Below are 19,944 nucleotides of genomic sequence, written 5' to 3' on the forward strand. Positions count from 1 at the left end.
GGCCAATGATGGCGGTCTTCTCGAACTGTCTGGACTTCATACGGACGGTGCCCGCCCTGCAACACGACCAAACAAGGCCGGAAGACATCGATACGGACGGCGAAGACCACGCGGGCGACGAGGGGCGGTACGCCTGCATGTCACGTCCGTGGTCTCGGAAGGCGCCAGCACCCACGACGGCCCAAGCCAGCGGCTACAAGCGATTGAACGAGGATAGGAATAGCGACGGATGGAAGTCTCGATGACTCCAAGCACCGCCCTCGTTCCGGCAGAGGCGCAAGCGTTTACGCCCGACCTTGGCCGCTACCGCAAATGGTTCACGGCCTACGAGACGAACAAGTCGGACGAAATCCAAGAGCAGCTTGTCCATGAGGCCTACTACAACAGCACGGGGCACTGGACAGAGGAAGAAGCCCGAAAGCTCAGGATACGCGGTCAGGCGCCGATCTTCGACAACCGCATCGCGCGCAAGATCGATTTCCTCGTCGGCGTTGAGCAGCGCATGCGCCGTGACCCCAAAGGCTATCCGCGCACGCCGAATGACGAGCAGTCTGCCGACGTTGCCACGGCTGGCATGCGCTATGCCTGCGACATCAACCGATGGGACTTCGTAGGCTCGGGCGGCACGCATGATGGCCTCGTGCGGGGGATTGGTGTCTGCTTCGTCGGCATCAAGCAGGGCATGACCGGACCTGATCCCGAGATCAAATCCGTCCAGAGTGATCGCTTCTTCTACGACCCTCGCTCAAAGCGCCCAGACTTCGAAGATGCTCGCTACATGGGCCTGCATCTTTGGATGGACATTGACGACGCCAAGGAGAAATGGCCGGACAAGGCGCAACAGGCTTCAGCAGGTCATCGACAGTGTGGCGGCCGGCGGCATCCTCTCCCGTGTCGATCAGAACCAAGAGACTGCTTGGGCTGAGTTCGAAAGCCGCCGCGTTCGCGTCGTCGAGTTCTGGGAGAAGACACCGCGGGGGTGGACGTACTGCTACTTCGTCGGCGAAGTGATGCTCGACGGCGGAGTTTCGCCGTATCTCGATGACGAAGGAAAGCCGGATTGCCCGTACGCGGCATGGTCGCCGTATGTTGACGAGAGAGGCAACCGTTACGGCCCGATCCGCAGCATGAAGCCGATGCAGGACGAGGCGAACCATCGCCGGTCCAAGGCTCTGCACCTGTTCACGACCAAGCAGCTGCATTTCCGCAGAGGAACGCTCGAAGACGTCGATAAGACGCGATCGGAACTCGCGAAGCCCGACGGCATGATCGAGCACGACGGAGATTGGGGCAATGAGGTCGGCATTGTCGACCACTCGATGGACGTTGCTGGGCAGATGCAATTGCTCGAGCAGGCGCAGGCCTCGCTTGAAAACCTCGGGCCCAACCCTGGCCTGATCGGCAAGGGTGGCGGCGTCGCCGATCAGTCCGGCCGGGCGATCCTTGCTCAACGTGACTCGGGCATGACGGAACTGTCTCCCGTGTTCGAGCGCAACAGGGACTGGAAGCTCCGCGTCTATCGCAAGCTCTGGTCGCGCATCAAGCAGTCCTGGACCGCAGAGAAGTGGATCAGGATCACGGACGAGAACGACGCGCCGCAGTTCATCGGGCTCAACCAGTACAACATCGACCCTCAGACCGGGCAGGCGGTGAGCCAGAACGTCGTCGCCATGATCGATGTCGACATCATCATGGAAGAAGGCCCGGACGTTATCACGATGAACGAGGAATTGCTGCAGACGCTATCGCAGCTTGGTCCGAACGCGGTCCCGCCGAAGGTGCTGATCGAACTTTCTAACGCTCCGAATAAGGAACGTCTGTTCAAGATGATCGACGAAGCGACACAGCCGGACCCGGTTGTGCAGCAGATGCAGCAGCGTATGGCGCGGCTTGAACAGCTGGTACAGGCATCGACGGTCGACAAGAACGTGGCGCAAGCCGAGTATCAGAGGGCCCAGGCCGTTGCGGCGCTCGCGAAGGCGTTCACACCGCAACAGCAAAAGCCGATGATGGACGAGATGGGCAACACCATCCCGCAAGCACCGCCCGCGGCGCCGGACATGATGGCTGCGATGCAGGCGTTGAACATGTTCCCGCTGCAATATCGACAACCGACAATCGAGCAATACGCGGAGAACGCGTCACCGCCCCAGGCACCGGATAATCCAGACGATCAGCAGCAACCCGGGCAACCGTTGCCGCAACAGAACGCAGCCTTACCGCCTCCGTCAGGAATGCCGGGCGGATCACCCGTCAACCCACAAATCGCAGGGATGCAGTAATGGACGATGAACTTCTGAAGCTCGAATGCCTCAAGATGGCGCGGGAGACCGTCCATTACGGGGCTGACCTCACCACGGAAGCTCAGAGGCTATTCGATTTTCTCAAGGGTCGCGGCCAGACGGCCGAGCCCGATAACGAGCGTCCCTTCAAGGATTACAAGCCCGAGTAGGGTTGCGTTTCGTGCGTAAGACTCGCCGCCTCAAGCGGCGCTTCGCGACCATCCGCGCGTAATCGGATGAACCTCGCACCAGCCGGGCGACATCGGCTGCTTTCGTGACCAGCAACGATACTGCGGAGAGAGACAATGACGACTGAACAGTCGGCAGACGATACCCTTTTGAATGACGTGTTTTCGAGTGGCCGCGAGAGGGGGGCAGATACCGCCGCTCCCGCCGAGCCGGAAGCCAGGGCAGAAGAGCCAACAGCCGAACCGCAATCGAAAGAAGCGGCAGAGCCAGAGGCAAAGCCCGAAGCAACCGACGCGGAGCCCAAAGGATACCGCGATCCATCAACAGGGAGATTTGTCCCTCTCAAAGAGCTGACCTCAGAACGTGAAAAACGCCAGTCGGCGGAAAAAGCACGCGATGAAGAGGCTCGTCTGCGCAAGGATGCCGAAGACAACTGGCGCCGCACTCAGGCCCAGGTCGAAGAAATCCAGCGCAGAATTCAGGCGCAAGCCCAACCGCATCAACCGCCGCCCGATCCGAACCTCGATCCGGCCGGCGCCATGGCGTTCCAGCAGGAACAATTCCAACAGGCTCTCCTCAACCAGCGCTTGAACACCTCCGAGATGTTTGCCCGGAACAAGCACGGCGATCAGATCGTCGACGCCGCGTTTCAGGCAGCGCAGCAGGCCGGTGTTCTCAAATCCTTCGTCGGCAGCAGAGATTGCTACGGCGAGCTGGTGAAATGGCACCGTCATCAGCAGGTCTTGGCCCGAGTGGGTGAAGATCCTGACGCCTACGAGAAGACGCTTGAGGACAAGATCCGCGCCAAGGTGCTGGAAGAATTGAAGACCGGAAACCGGGCAGTGATGCCGGGACAGACGCCGCCCCCAGTACAGCAGTTCCCAGGCTCCCTCGCAGACGCGACCGGAACGGGATCGAACGCTGCTGTGCCCGTTAGCGACGAAGCCATCATGGGCAACGTTTTCGGTTCAAACCGAAAACGAAAGTAAGCCGCATCAGATGCGCTTCGTGATCCCCAACCCCTGATCACGAAAGATCATCCAACATGGCAACCACTCCGACCCTTTCCGGGCTCGAGCTTACCAAATGGCGCTCGAAGTTCATCACGGAGTACATCCGTGACACCGGCTTTGACACCTACATGGGCGATGCCGAAACCGACATCATCCACGTCGTGAACGATCTGAAGACGGACGGATACACGATCCGTATTCCTCTGATTGGCAAGCTTGGCGGCTCCGGCGTCACCGGCAATACCTCGTTGACCGGTAGCGAACAACCGCTTGATCAGTATTACCAGGACATCACCTGGGATTTCCGGCGACAGGCCGTGCTCACGACGAAGAAGGAGCGGGAAAAATCTGCCGTCGATTTCATGGCCCAGGCCCGTCCTTCGCTGAAGACTTGGTCAACCGAGAACGTCAAATACCGGCTGATCGAGTGCTTCCATAAAATGTCGGACGGTACGCCGTTCTCGGCAGCCGATGCGACCACCCGAAACGCTTTCTCTGCCAAGAACAAGGATCGCATCCTCTATGGCAGCACGCAGGCGAACTATTCGCCGACGCATGCGACCGGCCTGACCGCAATCGACAACACGGACGACAAGCTGTCGACCAAGGTCGGATCGCTGGCGCGCTTCATGGCCCGCCAGGCGCGTCCAATGATCCGGCCCTACAAGACCGGAACGCAGGGCCGGGAGTTCTACGTGATGTTCTGCCATCCGCTGGGCTTCCGCGATCTCAAAGCGGACCCGGTCATGCAGCAGGCCAATCGTGACGCGCGTCCTCGTGATGTGGACTCGAACCCGCTCTTCCAGGACGGCGACCTGATCTACGACGGCGTCATCTATCGTGAAATCCCTGAGTTCTATCAGGGCAAGGACACGGCGGACGCTCCGAACCCTGAGACGACGTTCTCGAACGGCACCATTCAGTGTGGTGTTTCGTTCCTGTGCGGCTCCCAGGCCATCGGCTTCGTCAACAAGCAGGCCGCGATCCCGACGACCCGTGCAGACGATGACTACGGCTTCCTGAAAGGCGTCGGCATCGAGTTTGCGGACGGCATCGACAAGCTGCGCTGGAACAACAACCCGCAGGGCATCAACAACGGCAAGGACGTTGGCATCGTCACCGTCTACCACGCGGCCGTGGCCTAAGGAGAACCCGAACAATGGCTATTTACGCAACCTCTCAGTCTCTTCCTGGCGGCAAGACCAAAGGTCCCGGCGCTTCTACGCAGGAAGTCGTCATCCCGTTTATCGTGGCTGTTTCGACGGCCATGATCGACAACGCCAACGATGAAGTTGGATTGGCTTGGGTGCCGAAAGGCTTCATGCCGACCGGCATCGTCTTCAACACGACCGATATGGACTCATCCACGGGCCTGTTGTGGGACGTTGGCGATGATGGTGACGAAGACCGTCTCATCGCGGCGTTTTCCGGGCAGGCCGCAGGCACGTCTCAGACGCTTAGAGATGTCGGGCTCCTCTACAAGTATACGGCCCGCACGCTGATCAAAGCCTACGTCAACACTGCTGCGACCACCGGTGTCGCGGGGACGCTGAAAGGCGTGCTCAAGGGCATCGTCGACGAAGACTACGACACGACCCCGCTGGTTGCGGCCTGATGAAACGAGAGCGGCGGGCAACTGCCGCTCTTTCTCTTTGAGGAGATCAGATGAAATTCAAATTTATCGGTAGCGAGCCGTCCGAGTTCATGGGGTTCCAGTGGTATCCCGGAACCGAGCATGACGTGACGGACGATCACGCAGTCCGGAAGCTTTCCAACAGCGTCCTGTTTGAGAAAGACGGAACGGAAGCGAATAAAGAGCCGAAGAAGCGCGGCGCCAAGCCCGCTCAACCCGTGAGCGACAATGGCGACGACGCGAACTGAGCTTGAGCTGGCGACAAACGTCCTGCTGCATTTCAACATCATCGCAGCGGAGGAGTCGCCGTCAGCCAGCGACAGCATGTACGTCATCGGCCGCTATCGCGACCTTTTCAACGAGATGACGTTGAACGACGAGACGTACTGGAACATCGGGCAGGTGCCGGCCGAAATCTTCGAGCCGCTCACCCAGATGGTCGCCCTGACGGTCGAGAAGGCGTTCGGGAAAGCTGCCGCCATGCCGCCTGCTGACTATGCCCGCAGCCTGGATGAAGGGATGCGCATCTTGCGGCGGAGGCTTCGCCGAACGGTCAATGTGCGCTCGGCCGAGATGCCAACCTATGCGGATGATTTCTGATGGGTATCGTTCCTCTCGCGCTTCCGTCCGGATCAAGCCAGGCCCGGTTCAATCAGGGTGGCGCGGCGCAGCTCATCAACTGCTATCTCTCTCCCATTGGCGAGGAGGGGAAGGTCAAGAACGCAATCTATTCCTCGGATGGGTTGCAAGGTTTCGCGCTTCTGCAAGGCGTGGCGGCAGGGCAGGGGTGCCGGGCCGGAATCGTTGTGGATGGCGTCCTGTACGTCGTCGCGGGCGTGTCGCTCTATAAGGTGACAACGACCGGCGTTCAGACCCTCATAGGGTCGATGAACATTTCCAAGACCGCTCCGGTATTCATGGAACGAAACCGCAGAGCAGTGCCCGACATCGCGATCGTGTGCGATGGCCTAATGTTCTACTGCCGGGGCGATGTGCTGGCGCAGGTAACGGACCCCGATCTGTTCGCGCCGATCACGCTCGCATTCTCGGACGGGTATTTCGGGATCACAACGGCACAGAACAAATGGCAGATCGGCGCCATTGACGACGCCAGCGCATGGGATGGACTGGACTTTGCCACGGCCGATGGCGACCCCGATGCTCTGATCCGCATCGCGGCGCTGCAGGCGCAGTTCTATCTCTTTGGCGAGAAGACAATCGAGGTTTGGCAGGACAGCGGTGGCGCGGACTTCCCATACGCCCGGTCATTCGTCATGCCGATTGGATTGCTCGCGTCGAATTCAGTTGCCACGGTTGCCGAAACGTTTGCCTGGGTTGCCCATGATCGCACGGTCCGATTGCTCGGATCAGGCGACAGCGCGCAGGTAATCTCCACACCGAAGGTCGAAAGCGACATTCATGAAGTCGAAGACCCGTCAACGATCCGGGCCGCGTCCTGGTCGTCGCGAGGTCATACGTTCTATGCTCTGACCTGCCCGCAGTGGACTCACGTCTACGACACGAGAATGCAGCGGTGGCATGAGCGTCAGACCTACGGTCGGGAGAATTGGCGGATTGCCTTCGTCGTTCCGTTCGGCACGAAACTCATCGCAGGAGATGCCGACACCGGCGCGCTCTTTGAGATGGGACCGCAGTTCAAGGACGATGCAGGCGATCCGCTGGTATCGTCCGTCATTCCACCGACAGTTCATGCCTTCCCTCAGAGAGTGACGCATAACGCGCTCTATCTCGATGTGCAGAGGGGCGTTGGAACGGGCCAAGGCGACCCGCAGGACGTTGATCCTGAGATCATGCTGGAATGGTCGCATGACGGCGGGCAGACGTTCAGCACGCAACGGATGATCAAGCTCGGGCAGCAGGGGAGGAACCTGACACGCATCCGTACGCATCGGCTGGGGCAGGCCCCTGAAAATGGCCGGGTGTACCGGTTCTCGTGGTCGGCAAAGGTCGACCGGGCGCTCTATGCGGCCTCTGCTGATCTTGAAATGGATGCGGCATGACGAATACGCCGCTCGCGCCACCGCCACCGAGAGCCTTGCTCGATCCGAACGGAAACATCTCGGATCGGTTCTATCAGTGGCTCGGTAGTGTGCAGAAAGGGATTTCTGGGGCGTTCTCGGGTATTGGTGAAATCAATGCCAAACAGGAAGCCATCGACTTCACCATCGAGAGCCCGGACAACCAGGACTATCTGTTCGAGATCGATTGCCCGTTCGGATACAAGATCACTCAGGTTGGCAGCAAATGTCGGTCGGGAACCTGCATTGCGACGACGAAGATCGGCACCACGCCTTTGGGGGGCGGAGCAAATTCAGTCTCCTCGACGCTGCAAACGAAGACGCATACCTCTGACAACGTCATCGCAGCCAATGGAACGTCCGTTGTTACGATATCATCCAATAGCAGTTGTGCCGGGCTTCGCTTGACGTTCTGGATTACCCGCACGTGAGTGTCAGACGGCGCTCGATCAGTTACGGGGGGGCGCTACCCGCTAGCCTGACGTTTCTAACATCGAGTCGAAAACCAACTACGTCAGGAACTCACACCTATACCGGCGTGTCGTTCGGAACGGCTAGCAGTGACCGTTGCATCATCGTTTCACTAACGTCGAGCCTCACGACAGCAACTCCGGTTACGTCGGTGACCATCGGCGGCGTCAGCGCGACGCGATGCGCCATCAGTTGGTATTTTAATAACACCCTGCCGGTCGAGATATGGATCGCGCAAGTTCCGACCGGCACCTCTGGAAACATCGCAATCACGACTTCGGCGGGGGGCGGATGGACATCGGTTATCGGGGTCTATGCCGCGACGCGGCTCAAGAGCATCGTCCCAGTCGCCACAAGTATCGATCAGGACTTCAACGGATCGACCTGGAATAAAGTCGTCAATACCTCGGTTTTCGTTCCTGCCGGTGGCTTTGCTGTGTCAGCCGCGCGACTTGGTAGCGGGACATATTCTTCTGTTGCATGGACCGGGGCAACGCAGGACTTTGCTCTAGCGCAAGTAACGGCCAGCGAAGGGGCGCTCTCCGGAGCCAGCCTCCTGGCCATAGCGAACACGACCGCAAACATTTCGACGACGTTCAACGCTGGCACCGCAATCGGGCTTATCGGCGCCACTGTGTCCTTCCGCTAGCCGTCTCCCTCTGACTGAATAAGGAAATCCCATGGGGTTCTTTTCGGACTTCACGGGCGCCTCCGCGCGCTCTGATATCAACAAGGCCAATAAGAACGCCAACGCGGCTCTCGATCAGGGCTACAACACCTCGCAGGGGTACTACGATCAGGCGGCAGGTTCGTTCGATCCGTACGTGTCGTCAGGAACCGCCGGTCAGAAGATGTACGGCGATCTTCTCGGGCTCAATGGCACCGACGCGAGGTCATCGGCTCAGGACATCATCACGTCCGATCCGCTCTGGTCCGGAAAGCTTGGTGAAGACACCAACGCGGTCCTGAAAAACCTCAATGCTCGGGGCATGGGCGCTTCCGGAACGGCGGCGCTCGCCGGTCAACGTGTTCTGCTTCAAAACTACAACGACGTGCTCGACCGATATCAGGGCATGGGCCAGACGGGCCTCTCGGCCACGGGACAGCAGGCCGGTGTTCGAACGGCACAAGGCCAAAACGCGTTTGATTACGGCGCGACCAAAGCGGGCAATGCGATAAATTTCGGAAACGCGATGGCCGGCACGCGTAACGCTGGTCTGAACAACGTGCTCGCTGTGCTCGGGACAGGCGCCAAGGCTTACGGCGCCTACAACGGAGTAAAGTGATGCTGGATCAAGAACGTCTCAAGCAACTTCTCTCATATGATCCAGAGATCGGGGAGTTTCGTTGGATTGCTCCGACTGACAGAATGAGAAAGAAAGGAGCCGTTGCCGGTTTTCTCGACGCCAAACGCTATCGCAAGATTAAGATAGATGGCGTCTGCCATTATGCGCATCGGTTGGCGTGGCTGTATGTTCATGGCGAATTTCCAAAACTTCTGATCGACCACTGCAATCGCGATCCATCTGACAATCGGATGGAGAATTTACGAGAGGCGACCTACGGAGAAAATGTCGCCAACAGTGTAATTCGCAAGTCGAAGACAGGGTATCGCGGCGTGAAGAAAAACAGCCGTGGTGCTATGTTTTCCGCATCCATTATGAAGAATGGACGTCATCACTTTCTCGGAAACTATAAGACTAAGGAAGACGCTGCAGCAGCATATAACCGTGCCGCTCGCAGCCTTTTCGGTGCGTTTGCGAGGGCTGATTAATGGCTTACATTCCGCTCCCAGCTTATCGTACCGGCCAAGGGATCAACCTGGAGCCGGTCAACGCTGCACTCGACAGCATCATGCAGCAGAACAACCAGAACCGGCAGTTCGGCCTTCAACAACGGGCTTCTGACAGAGCCGATCAGCAATTTGCATTTGAACAAGGCCAAGCCAAACAGGCGGCGGACCGTCAGAATGTCGAATTGTTCGGGAAACGAGCCACGGCGATCGATCAGGCGTTCCCAGTAGGCGATCCCCGCCGGGCGCAAGCCTATCAGAACTTGATTTCAACTCATCAAAAGATGTTTCCGGGTCAGGCATTGACCGGGGAAGAACTGGACCCCGCCAATGGTCCAAAGCTCATGGCAGCACAAGCGGGAATGTACCTCGACCCGCGAGACAGCCAAGCGAAGGATCTGGCCCTTCAAGAAACGCGAGCCAAGATCAACAAGCTGAACACGGAAGCGGCGAACGGCGGGGAAGCCTACGGCAAAACCGGTGCGATCTTCCTGAACCCTGATACCGGCCGATATGAAGCGGTTCAGTTTGGTGGACGAGGGCAGGTCAAGCGCACGGAGCTTGGAGGTTTGACGCCATCACGCGGGACGGGCGAAATCGATACCGGAACCGGAACGCAAATCATCGACAAGGCGACGGGCCAGCCCATCAGGACGGTGAATAAGGACGTGGCCGGTGCCGCGAGCCTCCGAGAACAAGGCGAAGCCGAAGGTAAGGCCGTAGCCGATCTTCCGCGCCAAATCGATAACGCACAGTTGGCGCTCGACACTATCGATGCGATCCGCAAGCATCCGGGAAAGCAATACGGTGTCGGCGTTTATGGCGTCCTGCCCGGCATCCCGGGAACTCAACAGCGTGGTTTCGTCAATCTGGTCGATCAGGCAAAGGGGCAAGTCTTCTTGCAAGCCTTCAATTCGCTTCGCGGTGGCGGCCAGATCACCGAAGCGGAGGGATCGAAGGCAACGCAAGCGCTCGCTCGGATGGACAGAGCACAGAGCCAGGAAGACTTCGACCGCGCGCTCGATGATTATTCCGCAATCGTGCAGAGGGGGATGGATCGGGCGAGGACGCAAGCAACGCGAACGCCGACGACTCCCGGAACCGTTCCCGCGGCCCCCCAAGCGCCCGCGAATAACGGCTGGACCATCAAGAGGGTGAACTGATGGCCACATTCCATGTGAGTGGCCCAGACGGCGCGCAGTATGAAGTCAATGCGCCGGACAATGCATCGGATGCCGACATCATGGCGTACGTGCAGAAATCGGCAGTTCCGGACCCAAAAACACCAGCGGCGCAGCCCGAACAACCGCAACGATCCGATCTCGACAAGAGAATGGACGAACGCGTCGCGAAGGAAGCGGCCGGTGGCTTTGCACCTCATGCGAGCCCGGCGCAATATCTGCCGTTCGGATCCTGGCTCGATGAAGCGTCGGCAGGGATCGATGCAGGACTGAACAAGGTCAGCGGCGGCCGCATCGGTGCGCCTTATGATGAGGCAAAGGCTTATCAGGACGCTCGTCAACGCTACATCGACAACAATGCGAGTGGCCTCGAGAAGGGCGCCGCGATGGTCGGGGGCGTCGTCGCCAGTGCTCCATTTGGCGCTGCTCGCGTCTTTCGCGGTACGACCTTGCTGCCGGAAATAGGCAATGCCGCGCTCACGGGAGCCGGGTATGGCGCGCTGTACGGCGGCGGCGAAGGGGAGGGTGAAAACCGCGTACTGAATGCGGTGAAGGGCGCAGCCATCGGCGGAACTGTGGGTGGCGTCGCTCCAGTTGTCGCCCGAGGGATCGGCAACGCCGTCAGCTACGCTACGAACCGAGGCGCGACGTTGCCGCCCGCTCTCCAACCGTTTGAAAGAGGCGCAGTCAATCGCGTTGCCGACGACATTGCATCGTCAGGTCTAACGCCACAGCGCTATGCGCAAGAGGCCCAGGAACTCGGCCCGCAAGGCATGCTGCTCGATATGGGTGAGGATCTTCGCGGATCGGCTGAGACGCTCGCCAACACGCACGGTCCCCAGCTTCCGATCGTCCGTGGTGAACTCAATGCACGTCGTGCCGATGCTCCCGACCGTATCCGCGCCGGGGTCGACCGAGCACTCGGCCCAGAGCGAAACCTCGGCCAATTCGTTGAGGCGGTGAACACTGGCGCACGTCAAGCCGCACAACCGCATTACGAGCAGTTTCACAACACCTCGATTCCGATCACGCCCGAAATCCAGAATGTGCTCGACAGCATCCCAGCGTCAGCGTTCAACCGGGCTCAGACGCTCGCGCGCGCCGATGGCTATCGTCAGCAATTCCGTTTGCGGCCCGTCAATGATCCGATGCAGGCCATGACGGGGGTACAGAGAACAGCACCCGAAGCTGTCCCGACAGGTCTGGAATACGATTATCTCAAACGCGCCGTGGATGATTTGGCGCGCAGCGCGGAGCGGGGGAGCAACGAAGCCCGCATTTACGGCAATCTTGCCCGCCAGCTGCGCACCACCGTCGACACGCACTTGAACGCGGCAGATCCCACGCAAAGCTCATGGGCCCGAGGCCGAGCCATTGCCGGAGATGGCTTGGAAGGCCGGGAAGCGGCGGAACTGGGTTCGACCGTGTTTACGTCAAAGCGCGACCCAAACATTGTTGCTGACGAACTTTCGAACCTCTCACAGGCCGGTCAGACCATGTACCGCCACGGCGCGCGCAATAACCTGCGCCAGATCATGGGCCGCGCGGCAACGAACTTCGGAACCAACGGGGATGCCACCGCGAGGCGTGCGCTTAACAGCGAGTTTGCCAGGCAGAACGTTGCGCAAATTGCAGGTGGACGAAACGCCAATCACTTGGCCCGTATGGTCGATGCGGAAAACCGCATGGCCGAAAGCTTCAATGAGATCATGCGGAATTCAGCGACCGCGCGGCGTCAGGCGGGGCAAAGCCGATTGCCGGTCGGCGCCGGAGCGCCCGTGAATACCGAGGCTCCGAGGTCGACCGGGGAACTCGTGTTCGCGATCGCGCGGCGCGGCGTAAACGCTCTGATGAATAATGCCCTGGGGGAACGTGCCGGGCGCATCATGGCGGACCAAGCGCGTATCCTGACGGCCCGGGGGATTGATCGTGACACCTACGTCAATGCCTTGATACAGCTTGCCAACCATCGGCAAACGACGGCCGCTCAGCGCGATACGATCATCCGTATCCTGAATGCGGTTGGACAGAACACGCGGCAGCCTCTCATCGAGAGCCAAACTTCCGCGCAAGCCAATTGAAAATACGGTGATAGTCTTCCCGGTCGCGCGCATCACCGACGAAATAGCCGAGAACGAAGGGCGCGACACCAGCGAGCGCCAGTAGCCACCACGATCCGGAATCAATCCAGGATCGAACGTAAGATCCGTACCAGAAGCAAAACGCAAGCGTACCGATGATGACAACCAGAGCGGCAATCCCGCCCGGGTTGAATACCGGTTCTCTCATCTAGGACCCCCCGCATGACTGACTCAACCTATGTGTTCCCCCCTGGGGAACGCATCACAGATGATTCAACCGGTGCTCCGATCTCTGGAGCGACGATCTATTTCTATGACGCTCAGACCACTAATGCCAAAACGGTCTATGCCGATGCCGATCTGACCGCAAGTCTCGGAACCTCGGTTGTCACGGATTCCCAAGGCTATCCGACAACCAACGGCATCACCCGGACCCTGATCTATGTCGGGACAGCACCGTATAAGATCGTCATCAAGGACAGCAGCTCCAACACCATTGCGACGCACGATAATATCCCCGGCGCCGTCGTTTCTGCATCGTCCAGCGATGTTGCCGTCACCGCATCGTTTCCCGTCGTCACGAAATCCCTGAACTACACGGTCGTCAAAGACGATCAGAACAGCCTGTTCAAAATCAATTGCTCATCAGGCGACGTGACGCTCACCCTGCCGTCTGCGGTCGCAATGGGGAACGGCTGGTGCATTCGGGTCCAGCACGCCGGATCGGCAAATCAGGCGATCCTGGCAACTGTATCCTCGCAGCTCATTTCCGAAGGCTCGAAATCGTTTTCGACCGGATATGCGCTGGCGCTCAACGGCGAAGACATCGAACTCAGGTCGGATGGTGGAAACTGGAGCGTCGTTTCCCACACCTCGCCTTTCATCAAAGTCGCTCAGGGCATCATTCCGATCACGGATAGGCTTTCGGCCCCGCCGGTCTCTCCGCAGCATGGGGCGTTCTATCTCCTCACGTCATCTCCATCCGGCGCATGGTCGACCTTCTCCCAGCACGACATCGTGCAGTATCACGGTGGATCTGCAGCCTGGGTGAACTTCACCCCGTACACGGATTGCGGATGGTTCGCGTACGTCGCGGATGAAAATCTGAACTATCAGTTCCGAGACTCGGCTTGGGTGCCAGAGAGCGCAACCAATTCAGTTGCCGGAACGGTCAAGACGGCAAGTCAGGCGGTGCAGGAAACCTCAACGGCAACCGATACCGCAGTCACGCCCGCAACTCAGCAGTTCCATCCGAGTTCTCCGAAATGGTGGCTGGAAGCCACAGTATCGGGCGGCACCCCGACCGTCGTGGCCTCATACAACAACACGTCAATAACCGATGCGAACGTGGGCGTTTTGACAGCAACGATCGCGACGGATTTTTCCAGTGCGAACTGGGCATGTCACGTTACCTGCCGGGGGGCCGGACACCACGCAAGGGCGTGCTGGATGGGTGTACGACTCGTCGCAGTCCGCAGGAGCAATTACCGGTCTCTGCTACACCCTCGGTAGTTCATCGCCCTCGAATACAGACCCAACGGCTTGGTATCTCTCGGGGCTCGGCGATCAATGACGCGGGAGAGGATCCTCGACACCAGAACGGGTGGAACGGTCGCCGTCACCTGCCCGGCGGAGAGCGGCATCAGCTATTTGATGCGCGGGGCCGCCGATCCGTTTCATCCCTGGCACGGACGGGCGTGGTGGTTCTGGATCGTCCAGTTCAACCGGATGCTTGCCCGCGGCGTGAGGCCCGGAGCCGCTTATCGATACGCCCGGATGATGATGACCGGCGGATGCAGCCGGCGGCAGGCGATCGAGATCATCGCGGAACGGGACTGCGGACATTTGGGAACGGCGATCGAGATTGTCGACATCGACGACCTTCCGAAAGACCGGACCTACCGCGCCGCCTGGCGAAGAAGCCGAAACGGCGGGCCTGTCTGGGTTGACGAGGACCGCGCCCAGCAAATCGATGAAGAGCGCATGTGGAGAGACTTCGATGCGAGAGCCTGAAGAGATGGGCTGGTACGCCGTCACGATAGAGGATGGATCGGAACGGGTGATGCACGCGGCTGTTGCTCGCGCTCCGGAACACGCACGGCGGATCAGTGAGCAGGAAGCGCGGGCGATATCGGAGGCGCTCCGGCTCGAGCGCGGGGACGATCCGGCGCCGACCGCTCCGGCGGCCGAAGTCGACCTCTCCGGAATTAACGCGCGTCTCGACGCTCTCAGCGAAGAGTCAATCGCTCACACGGAAAAGCTCGAAGCCATCACCAGTCAGGTTGAACGCGTTGAAGGCGCTGTCAACGACATGACGGCGGGCCTCACGGGGGAGAAGATGGAATGACTAAATGGCTCGATATCGCATGGGAACAAGAGCAGTCGGACGTCGAAGAGATCGCTGGGCCGGCCGCAAATGCGACGATCATCAACTACTTCGCGGGCGTGGATCGGCCCGACGTTAAATCCGATGAGATCGCCTGGTGCGCAGCCTTTTATTTCTGGTGTCTGAAACGCGCGGGCGCCGATCTGACGCCTATCCCGAAGGCGGAACGATTGCTCGCGTACTCGGCGACAAGGTTCGGCACACGGATACCAGAACCTCGCGTCGGCTGCGGTTGCATTATGAAGCGGACCGGAGGCCATCACGTTACGTTCGTCACCAAGTGGACGAAGACGACGATAACCGGTGTCGGCGGGAACCAGTCGAACAAGGTTTGCGAGGCGACGTTCAAGCGAACCGCTGACATGGTGTTTATCTGGCCTGAGATCGTGACGCAGAAGCAAGTCGATCAGGTGTCGGATATCGCGGCGACGGCCAAGACAATTCAAGCCGACATAGCCAAGACGGGGATTTCGAATACAACCAATCAACTCTTGCCGTCTCTGCCAGATGCTTTGCCACCGCATGAGCAGTTAGCGCATTCGGCAAGCGCATTGAAATCGTCCCTTCAGACAGGGTTCGATTTCGCGACTTTCTCATATTCAAAAATCTGGTTCGTCGTTGCGGCGCTCAGCGCCTACTGGGTGCTGCGCATCGCCTGGAATTCGAATTGGATCAGGAAGTGGCGGCACGAAGACGCTGCGACTGGCGTGCAGCCGCTGCCGGTTCCCGTCACTGAGATGGAGGGAGCGGTCTGATGGTCGTGATCGAAAACATTCTCGAATTCTTCTTCGACAAGGTTGGCGGCAAACTCATTCTTGGTGGAGCTCTGATCGCCAGTCTCATCACATGGTTTGCGTACGAACAAAGAAGCATCGGAGCGGCAAAGACAGTCGCGAAGATAGAACAACGGACACAAGCCAATGTCGAAAAAGCTCAAGCCGCTCGCCGCTCGGTCGAAACCCTTCCTGCTGACAGGCTTACTGATCGCTACCGTAGGGATTAGCGGCTGCTCGAGCGTGCCCGTCGATTCCGGCTGCCGTTCCTTTAAGCCCATAGGCTGGAGCAAGGCCGACACCGAGCCGACGAAGCGCGCGGTCGTCGCTCACAACAAAGTCTTCGACGCCATTTGCCCGAACTCGTGAGGCTCTCGCCAAGAACTAAAAGTTTGCGAACTCGCGATGGTATTGGTTGGCGACTGTCAAATAAGCCGAATACGCCTCTTCTCTCGTGTCATAGCAACCGATGTTGATCTGATTACCGTTGACTCGTAGCTGCGCAAACCACTTCTTTCTATCGGCGCGCCAACAAACGCCTTTGAGTCCAGATGTATTTCTCGGGGGCTTTTTACGGTTATATAGGTTTTCGGATCGTGTGGCCTCGCGAAGATTGGCAAGCCGATTGTCGCCTTTCTGGCCATTGATATGGTCGATCTCAGCAACGGGCCACGCTCCAGTCTCGTAAAGCCAAGCAAGCCGATGTTGGAGATAGCGTCTGCTATCAATACTTATGTCTTTGTAGCCGGTATTGTTTGTTCTTCCGGCGACATCTCCGACCTTGACTCTATTGCTTCTCGAAATCTTCCACAAGAACACGCCGGTGTTCGGATCGTAGTCGAGAAGTTCTCTCAGTGTTTTCTGATCCATATCGGAAGAGTATCTAATTCGAGGAATCGCGAGAAATGCCCGATTACGTTCCTCCACAGAATAAGAAGGACTCCGAATTAACATATCGGATGTCGTTTTTGCCGTTCGGGACCTACGCAAACCCGGACGGAACGGAATCTCTCGGGCTTGCAATTCCTGGAATGATCCAAGAGCCGATCAACGCACTTTCTCGTCTCTTCGGCACGCCTTCCAATCCAGGAACCTTCGGACAAGGCCCAGATGCACCGGGCAATGCCGACGATATGCGCACCCTCCTGATGTCGATGTACGGCGGGAATGCGATGAACCCGGCAGCGGCTATACCAAAAGGAGCGCTTTCATCTGGCGCCCTTCGCGAGGCGCCGCAGCGCATGTATCACGGGACCGCGGCGGCAGAGGACTTCCGGAATTTTAAGCCGAGCTCCGAAGGCTCATTCGGCCCCGGTGTCTATCTCTCTGAAAGCCCCGCCGTCGCCTCAGAGCGGGCTCTTACAGATACCGGATCACGCGTGTTCCCGGTCGATGCGCAAGGTCCGTTTGCATCCGTGGATGATTACCTGACTGCGCTCCATGGCAATGGGAGAGATCCAGTCGCAGCACAGCAGTCGCTTGGACAACAGGGCTACACGGGCGTTTCTGGCGACCTTGGGAGCTATGGCCATCCGGCGCCTGTCACGAACGTTTTTCAACCTGGGAGCATCCGCAGCGCCACGACGGGCGAAACCCTCTACTCAGACGGCCTTCCGTCGATCTGGGGCAACGCTCTTGCACCCTCTCAAGACGAACCCCGTAACGCTCTCCTGAACTACTAGTGCCCGCGTTCCAACAACCGGAACGAAAGAACATGTCAAATGCAGGACTCTCCCGGGTCGCTTCCGCCCTGGCTTATGAACTGGATGCTGGGCGTGGAAAGCCGCTTAGGGAACATCCAGGGTCAACTTCGGCACCTTGGAGCCAAGACTACGGAGAGGGCCGAAGGACGCCCAACCTGGCAGCCTCGCGATTACATGGCGGCGGGAGCTGGTATAGCGATGGTTCTGGCAGCGATCGCGGACAAGATCGGGTGGACAACCCTCGCAGCTTCCCTGGTCAAGCTCTATGGCGGACGATGAAGGCTGCCCTCTGCCCCGGGACGTGGGTGTTTTGTGTCTGCCTCGCCATAGCGACGTTCATAGTGGTGGTTTAGGTGGGACACTACGGCTTGCGACGCAAAGAAACACCGATGGCACATTTTGCGTCCCACCATCAATTAAGTCATTGATCTTTGGCGTTTTTGACACTCCCGTAGGGAGCGCCAAGTCTTTTAATGAGTTGGCGCCGAGCCCCCGGGTGGGCCTATGTGCAGGCCACCTCTCCAAGCATCCCTTAACGAGAATACGCCTGATGTCGGCTGTCCGGAGCCGGCCTCTAGAGCCAGCGGCGTTTACGCCAACGATTCCAAAAACTCATAGACTTCGCGCGCAGGTTCTCCGCCCATCTTGGCGTGAACGATGAGGGGGATGCCGTGCGCCCCTAAGGATTTCCGGGCGTCGGGGCATGCCGTCAACGCTGTTTTGACGACATCCAGCATCCCGAGCATCGCGGCAGCGAAAATGTCGAGGCGCGCGCCGCGCTCGATCAGCAGCAACGCAATTTCACGGCGCCCTGTGTGTGCCGCCGCTCCGAGACCAGACTCGAAATCGCCATCGCCCCAGTCCCAGCTGGCGTTGACGAGTTTTGGCTCGATCTCCAGCAATTCGCGCACGCCGTCGATATCGCTATGAGCTTTGCGGACAAACTCGCTGACAAGTTCTGGCGCTAGTGGCGGAGATTTTTCCATTTTTGCTTCTTTGGTTCCGATCTTCCGAGGCGTGAAATCATCGTCGAACTAAATTGCTCGCTCGCAGAGAACGTCGTGCGCGGGCGGGTGCGATAAAGTCGCGTGGTTGTTTCCGATATAAATATACAATTTCATTTTTGAGAGAAGATCGTGCGTTTGGACATGTTGTCCCTGAGCTTCTCCGTCTGCGCACAGGTCTTTCGAGATGGCTGCCCCGGACGCCGATGGTGGCAAAAGCGGTACGCTCGCCGGGTTCATTACGGGAGCCCCTCCTTGCAAGGCACCGATTCTGTTGTCGGGGTTTGCGCGCTCAACTAGTTTCCGGACCGATATTGATCATTTTTGGAGGGGCAAATGCGGTCTCTGAAATTAGGCTTCGCAACGATTGCTGTGGTCTTCGCACTCTCGGCGACGGCTCAGGCGGATTGCGTCAAGATCGGAGCGGTCGGCCAGGCGGTGACCCACGATATCGCCGTGCTGTTCTCGACGCATGGTCTTGCAAACGTCATCTATGGGCAGGGCCGCGTGGGCAAAGGGCCGGTTCATACGAAATGCGACGATGCCTCGGCCATGACGACGTGCCATTCCTCGCAGATGGCGTGCAAAGTGACGACGCCTAAACCCTGCATCGGCGCTTGGCTCTGCTTGTAAGCAAGCTCGCCCGCGCAATCCTGGTGAAATCAAAAAAATGCGGCGGCCGTGACAGCCGCCGCAAACGTACTCGATCTATCGCTCTTGCCTCAGATGCGGACTTCGGCGTGCTTGCGCAGACGCAATGAGAAGCCGACGAGCAGGAAGCCGTAGATCAGCGCAAAGATGCCGATGGTGAAGGCGAGGCCGAGTGCGCCGGCGCCGGGGAACATCAGGATCAGAACACCGAACAGCACCGAGACGACACCGCTGGCGATCAACAGCCATTCGCCATCGATTTCCTTGCGCAACCGGATCGCGCCGACGATTTCGAACACGCCCGCGGCGATCGCCCATCCGGCGATGAAGTAGAGCAGCACCAGTCCTGTAATGCCAGGCCAGGCTAACGTGACTGCGCCGGCCAGAATGCCAAGCACGCCGACGAGTGCCAGCCACCAGCGTGGTGTCGGCGTATCGCCCATGATCGCGGCGCCGATCGCGAAGCCTCCGTCGAACAGAGCGAACACGCCGTAGAGAATGACGAGCGTCAAAAGCGACAGTCCGGGCCACATGATCGTCAGTAGCCCGAAGATGATGGCGCAGATGCCGCGCAACAGAATGAGCCACCAGTTACGAGCCAAGCCATCAAGCATGGGACGCATAAGAACGGTGCCGGGAGGATATGTGCGTGTTGCCATGTCAACCTCTCTAAAGCTGAAGCTTGGAAAGGATCAAACCGTGTATTCAGTTTCACGACTGGCCGCGATGCCGTCAATCGCGGAGAT

Annotated in this window: 27 protein-coding genes; 23 read left to right on the forward strand and 4 right to left on the reverse strand. The window is 58.9% G+C overall.

Translation table 11 applies throughout. From position 1 onward, the window contains the following. The first annotated feature begins 241 nt into the window (after nt 1-241). The 15 genes from HDEN_RS18460 to HDEN_RS07800 all read left to right on the forward strand — a co-directional run bounded on the left by HDEN_RS18460 (nt 242) and on the right by HDEN_RS07800 (nt 12,681). Complete coding sequence (locus HDEN_RS18460) at nt 242-925, forward strand: portal protein (protein ID WP_245256752.1); 684 nt, start codon at nt 242-244, stop codon at nt 923-925. Then, complete coding sequence (locus HDEN_RS07740; protein WP_041921601.1) at nt 867-2,282, forward strand: portal protein; 1,416 nt, start codon at nt 867-869, stop codon at nt 2,280-2,282. The genes HDEN_RS18460 and HDEN_RS07740 overlap by 59 nt, the downstream gene beginning before the upstream one ends. Beyond that, complete coding sequence (locus HDEN_RS18330) at nt 2,282-2,452, forward strand: hypothetical protein (RefSeq protein ID WP_013215561.1); 171 nt, start codon at nt 2,282-2,284, stop codon at nt 2,450-2,452. The genes HDEN_RS07740 and HDEN_RS18330 overlap by 1 nt, the downstream gene beginning before the upstream one ends. Before the next feature lie 135 nt (nt 2,453-2,587). Next, the gene (locus HDEN_RS07745; protein ID WP_013215562.1) at nt 2,588-3,460 is read left to right on the forward strand and encodes a hypothetical protein; all 873 of its coding nucleotides are present in this window, start codon (nt 2,588-2,590) and stop codon (nt 3,458-3,460) included. Nucleotides 3,461-3,516: 56 nt separating this feature from the next. Further along, the gene (locus HDEN_RS07750) at nt 3,517-4,629 is read left to right on the forward strand and encodes a phage capsid family protein (protein WP_013214206.1); all 1,113 of its coding nucleotides are present in this window, start codon (nt 3,517-3,519) and stop codon (nt 4,627-4,629) included. A 14-nt stretch (nt 4,630-4,643) separates the two neighbouring features. Next, nucleotides 4,644-5,099: a hypothetical protein gene (locus HDEN_RS07755; protein WP_013214207.1), complete on the forward strand. Its 456-nt coding sequence runs from the start codon at nt 4,644-4,646 to the stop codon at nt 5,097-5,099. 50 nt (nt 5,100-5,149) lie between these two features. Further along, entirely contained in the window at nt 5,150-5,365 is a 216-nt protein-coding gene (locus HDEN_RS07760) for a hypothetical protein (RefSeq protein WP_013214208.1), read from the forward strand. Further along, nucleotides 5,346-5,717 carry a hypothetical protein gene (locus HDEN_RS07765; protein WP_013214209.1) on the forward strand — a complete coding sequence of 124 codons (372 nt, stop codon included), beginning with the start codon at nt 5,346-5,348 and terminating at the stop codon, nt 5,715-5,717. Before HDEN_RS07760 ends, HDEN_RS07765 begins: the two co-directional genes overlap by 20 nt. After that, nucleotides 5,717-7,138 carry a hypothetical protein gene (locus tag HDEN_RS07770; RefSeq protein WP_013214210.1) on the forward strand — a complete coding sequence of 474 codons (1,422 nt, stop codon included), beginning with the start codon at nt 5,717-5,719 and terminating at the stop codon, nt 7,136-7,138. Before HDEN_RS07765 ends, HDEN_RS07770 begins: the two co-directional genes overlap by 1 nt. Further along, the gene (locus tag HDEN_RS07775; protein WP_013214211.1) at nt 7,135-7,587 is read left to right on the forward strand and encodes a hypothetical protein; all 453 of its coding nucleotides are present in this window, start codon (nt 7,135-7,137) and stop codon (nt 7,585-7,587) included. Before HDEN_RS07770 ends, HDEN_RS07775 begins: the two co-directional genes overlap by 4 nt. Before the next feature lie 107 nt (nt 7,588-7,694). Further along, on the forward strand, nt 7,695-8,276 hold the full coding sequence (locus HDEN_RS07780; protein WP_150103158.1) for a hypothetical protein: 582 nt from the start codon (nt 7,695-7,697) through the stop codon (nt 8,274-8,276). 31 nt (nt 8,277-8,307) lie between these two features. Continuing rightward, nucleotides 8,308-8,913 carry a hypothetical protein gene (locus HDEN_RS07785; RefSeq protein WP_013214213.1) on the forward strand — a complete coding sequence of 202 codons (606 nt, stop codon included), beginning with the start codon at nt 8,308-8,310 and terminating at the stop codon, nt 8,911-8,913. Then, entirely contained in the window at nt 8,913-9,401 is a 489-nt protein-coding gene (locus tag HDEN_RS07790) for an HNH endonuclease signature motif containing protein (protein WP_013214214.1), read from the forward strand. Before HDEN_RS07785 ends, HDEN_RS07790 begins: the two co-directional genes overlap by 1 nt. Further along, nucleotides 9,401-10,582 carry a hypothetical protein gene (locus HDEN_RS17745; protein WP_013214215.1) on the forward strand — a complete coding sequence of 394 codons (1,182 nt, stop codon included), beginning with the start codon at nt 9,401-9,403 and terminating at the stop codon, nt 10,580-10,582. Before HDEN_RS07790 ends, HDEN_RS17745 begins: the two co-directional genes overlap by 1 nt. Then, nucleotides 10,582-12,681 (forward strand): hypothetical protein, encoded by a 2,100-nt coding sequence (locus tag HDEN_RS07800; RefSeq protein WP_013214216.1) that lies wholly within the window; start codon nt 10,582-10,584, stop codon nt 12,679-12,681. Before HDEN_RS17745 ends, HDEN_RS07800 begins: the two co-directional genes overlap by 1 nt. Here the strand turns inward: HDEN_RS07800 and HDEN_RS07805 are convergent. Next, nucleotides 12,647-12,889: a hypothetical protein gene (locus HDEN_RS07805; protein ID WP_041921476.1), complete on the reverse strand. Its 243-nt coding sequence runs from the start codon at nt 12,887-12,889 to the stop codon at nt 12,647-12,649. The genes HDEN_RS07800 and HDEN_RS07805 overlap by 35 nt on opposite strands. A gap of 14 nt (nt 12,890-12,903) precedes the next feature. On the opposite strand from HDEN_RS07805, the gene HDEN_RS07810 reads away from it, so the two are divergent. From HDEN_RS07810 to HDEN_RS07830, 5 genes are read left to right on the forward strand one after another with little or no spacing between them, the layout of a single operon-like run. Further along, nucleotides 12,904-14,193: a DUF2793 domain-containing protein gene (locus HDEN_RS07810; RefSeq protein WP_013215563.1), complete on the forward strand. Its 1,290-nt coding sequence runs from the start codon at nt 12,904-12,906 to the stop codon at nt 14,191-14,193. 57 nt (nt 14,194-14,250) lie between these two features. Next, entirely contained in the window at nt 14,251-14,694 is a 444-nt protein-coding gene (locus HDEN_RS07815) for a hypothetical protein (RefSeq protein WP_013215564.1), read from the forward strand. Further along, nucleotides 14,681-15,028 (forward strand): hypothetical protein, encoded by a 348-nt coding sequence (locus HDEN_RS07820; RefSeq protein ID WP_013214219.1) that lies wholly within the window; start codon nt 14,681-14,683, stop codon nt 15,026-15,028. The genes HDEN_RS07815 and HDEN_RS07820 overlap by 14 nt, the downstream gene beginning before the upstream one ends. Next, the gene (locus HDEN_RS17750; RefSeq protein WP_013214220.1) at nt 15,025-15,822 is read left to right on the forward strand and encodes a TIGR02594 family protein; all 798 of its coding nucleotides are present in this window, start codon (nt 15,025-15,027) and stop codon (nt 15,820-15,822) included. The genes HDEN_RS07820 and HDEN_RS17750 overlap by 4 nt, the downstream gene beginning before the upstream one ends. After that, nucleotides 15,822-16,070, forward strand: coding sequence for a hypothetical protein (locus HDEN_RS07830; RefSeq protein ID WP_013214221.1), 249 nt, complete (start codon nt 15,822-15,824; stop codon nt 16,068-16,070). Before HDEN_RS17750 ends, HDEN_RS07830 begins: the two co-directional genes overlap by 1 nt. 154 nt (nt 16,071-16,224) lie before the next feature. On the opposite strand, the gene HDEN_RS07835 is transcribed toward HDEN_RS07830, so the two are convergent. Next, nucleotides 16,225-16,710: an HNH endonuclease gene (locus HDEN_RS07835; RefSeq protein WP_013214222.1), complete on the reverse strand. Its 486-nt coding sequence runs from the start codon at nt 16,708-16,710 to the stop codon at nt 16,225-16,227. Nucleotides 16,711-16,799: 89 nt separating this feature from the next. Here HDEN_RS07835 and HDEN_RS07840 point away from each other — a divergent pair, with 89 nt between their 5' ends. Further along, the gene (locus HDEN_RS07840; protein WP_150103159.1) at nt 16,800-17,522 is read left to right on the forward strand and encodes a hypothetical protein; all 723 of its coding nucleotides are present in this window, start codon (nt 16,800-16,802) and stop codon (nt 17,520-17,522) included. A 39-nt stretch (nt 17,523-17,561) separates the two neighbouring features. Further along, nucleotides 17,562-17,822: a hypothetical protein gene (locus HDEN_RS07845; RefSeq protein ID WP_013214224.1), complete on the forward strand. Its 261-nt coding sequence runs from the start codon at nt 17,562-17,564 to the stop codon at nt 17,820-17,822. Between the two features lie 311 nt (nt 17,823-18,133). Here the strand turns inward: HDEN_RS07845 and HDEN_RS07850 are convergent, their stop codons facing one another. Then, nucleotides 18,134-18,529, reverse strand: coding sequence for an ankyrin repeat domain-containing protein (locus tag HDEN_RS07850; RefSeq protein WP_013215565.1), 396 nt, complete (start codon nt 18,527-18,529; stop codon nt 18,134-18,136). A gap of 354 nt (nt 18,530-18,883) precedes the next feature. Here HDEN_RS07850 and HDEN_RS07855 point away from each other — a divergent pair, with 354 nt between their 5' ends. Further along, nucleotides 18,884-19,180, forward strand: a complete 297-nt coding sequence (locus HDEN_RS07855; protein WP_013215567.1) for a hypothetical protein — start codon at nt 18,884-18,886, stop codon at nt 19,178-19,180. Between the two features lie 89 nt (nt 19,181-19,269). Here the strand turns inward: HDEN_RS07855 and HDEN_RS07860 are convergent, their stop codons facing one another. Then, complete coding sequence (locus HDEN_RS07860; RefSeq protein ID WP_013215568.1) at nt 19,270-19,857, reverse strand: HdeD family acid-resistance protein; 588 nt, start codon at nt 19,855-19,857, stop codon at nt 19,270-19,272. Nucleotides 19,858-19,944: the final 87 nt, after the last annotated feature.

It is taken from the genome of Hyphomicrobium denitrificans ATCC 51888, assembly GCF_000143145.1.
GTDB classification, from domain to species: Bacteria; Pseudomonadota; Alphaproteobacteria; order Rhizobiales; family Hyphomicrobiaceae; genus Hyphomicrobium_B; species Hyphomicrobium_B denitrificans.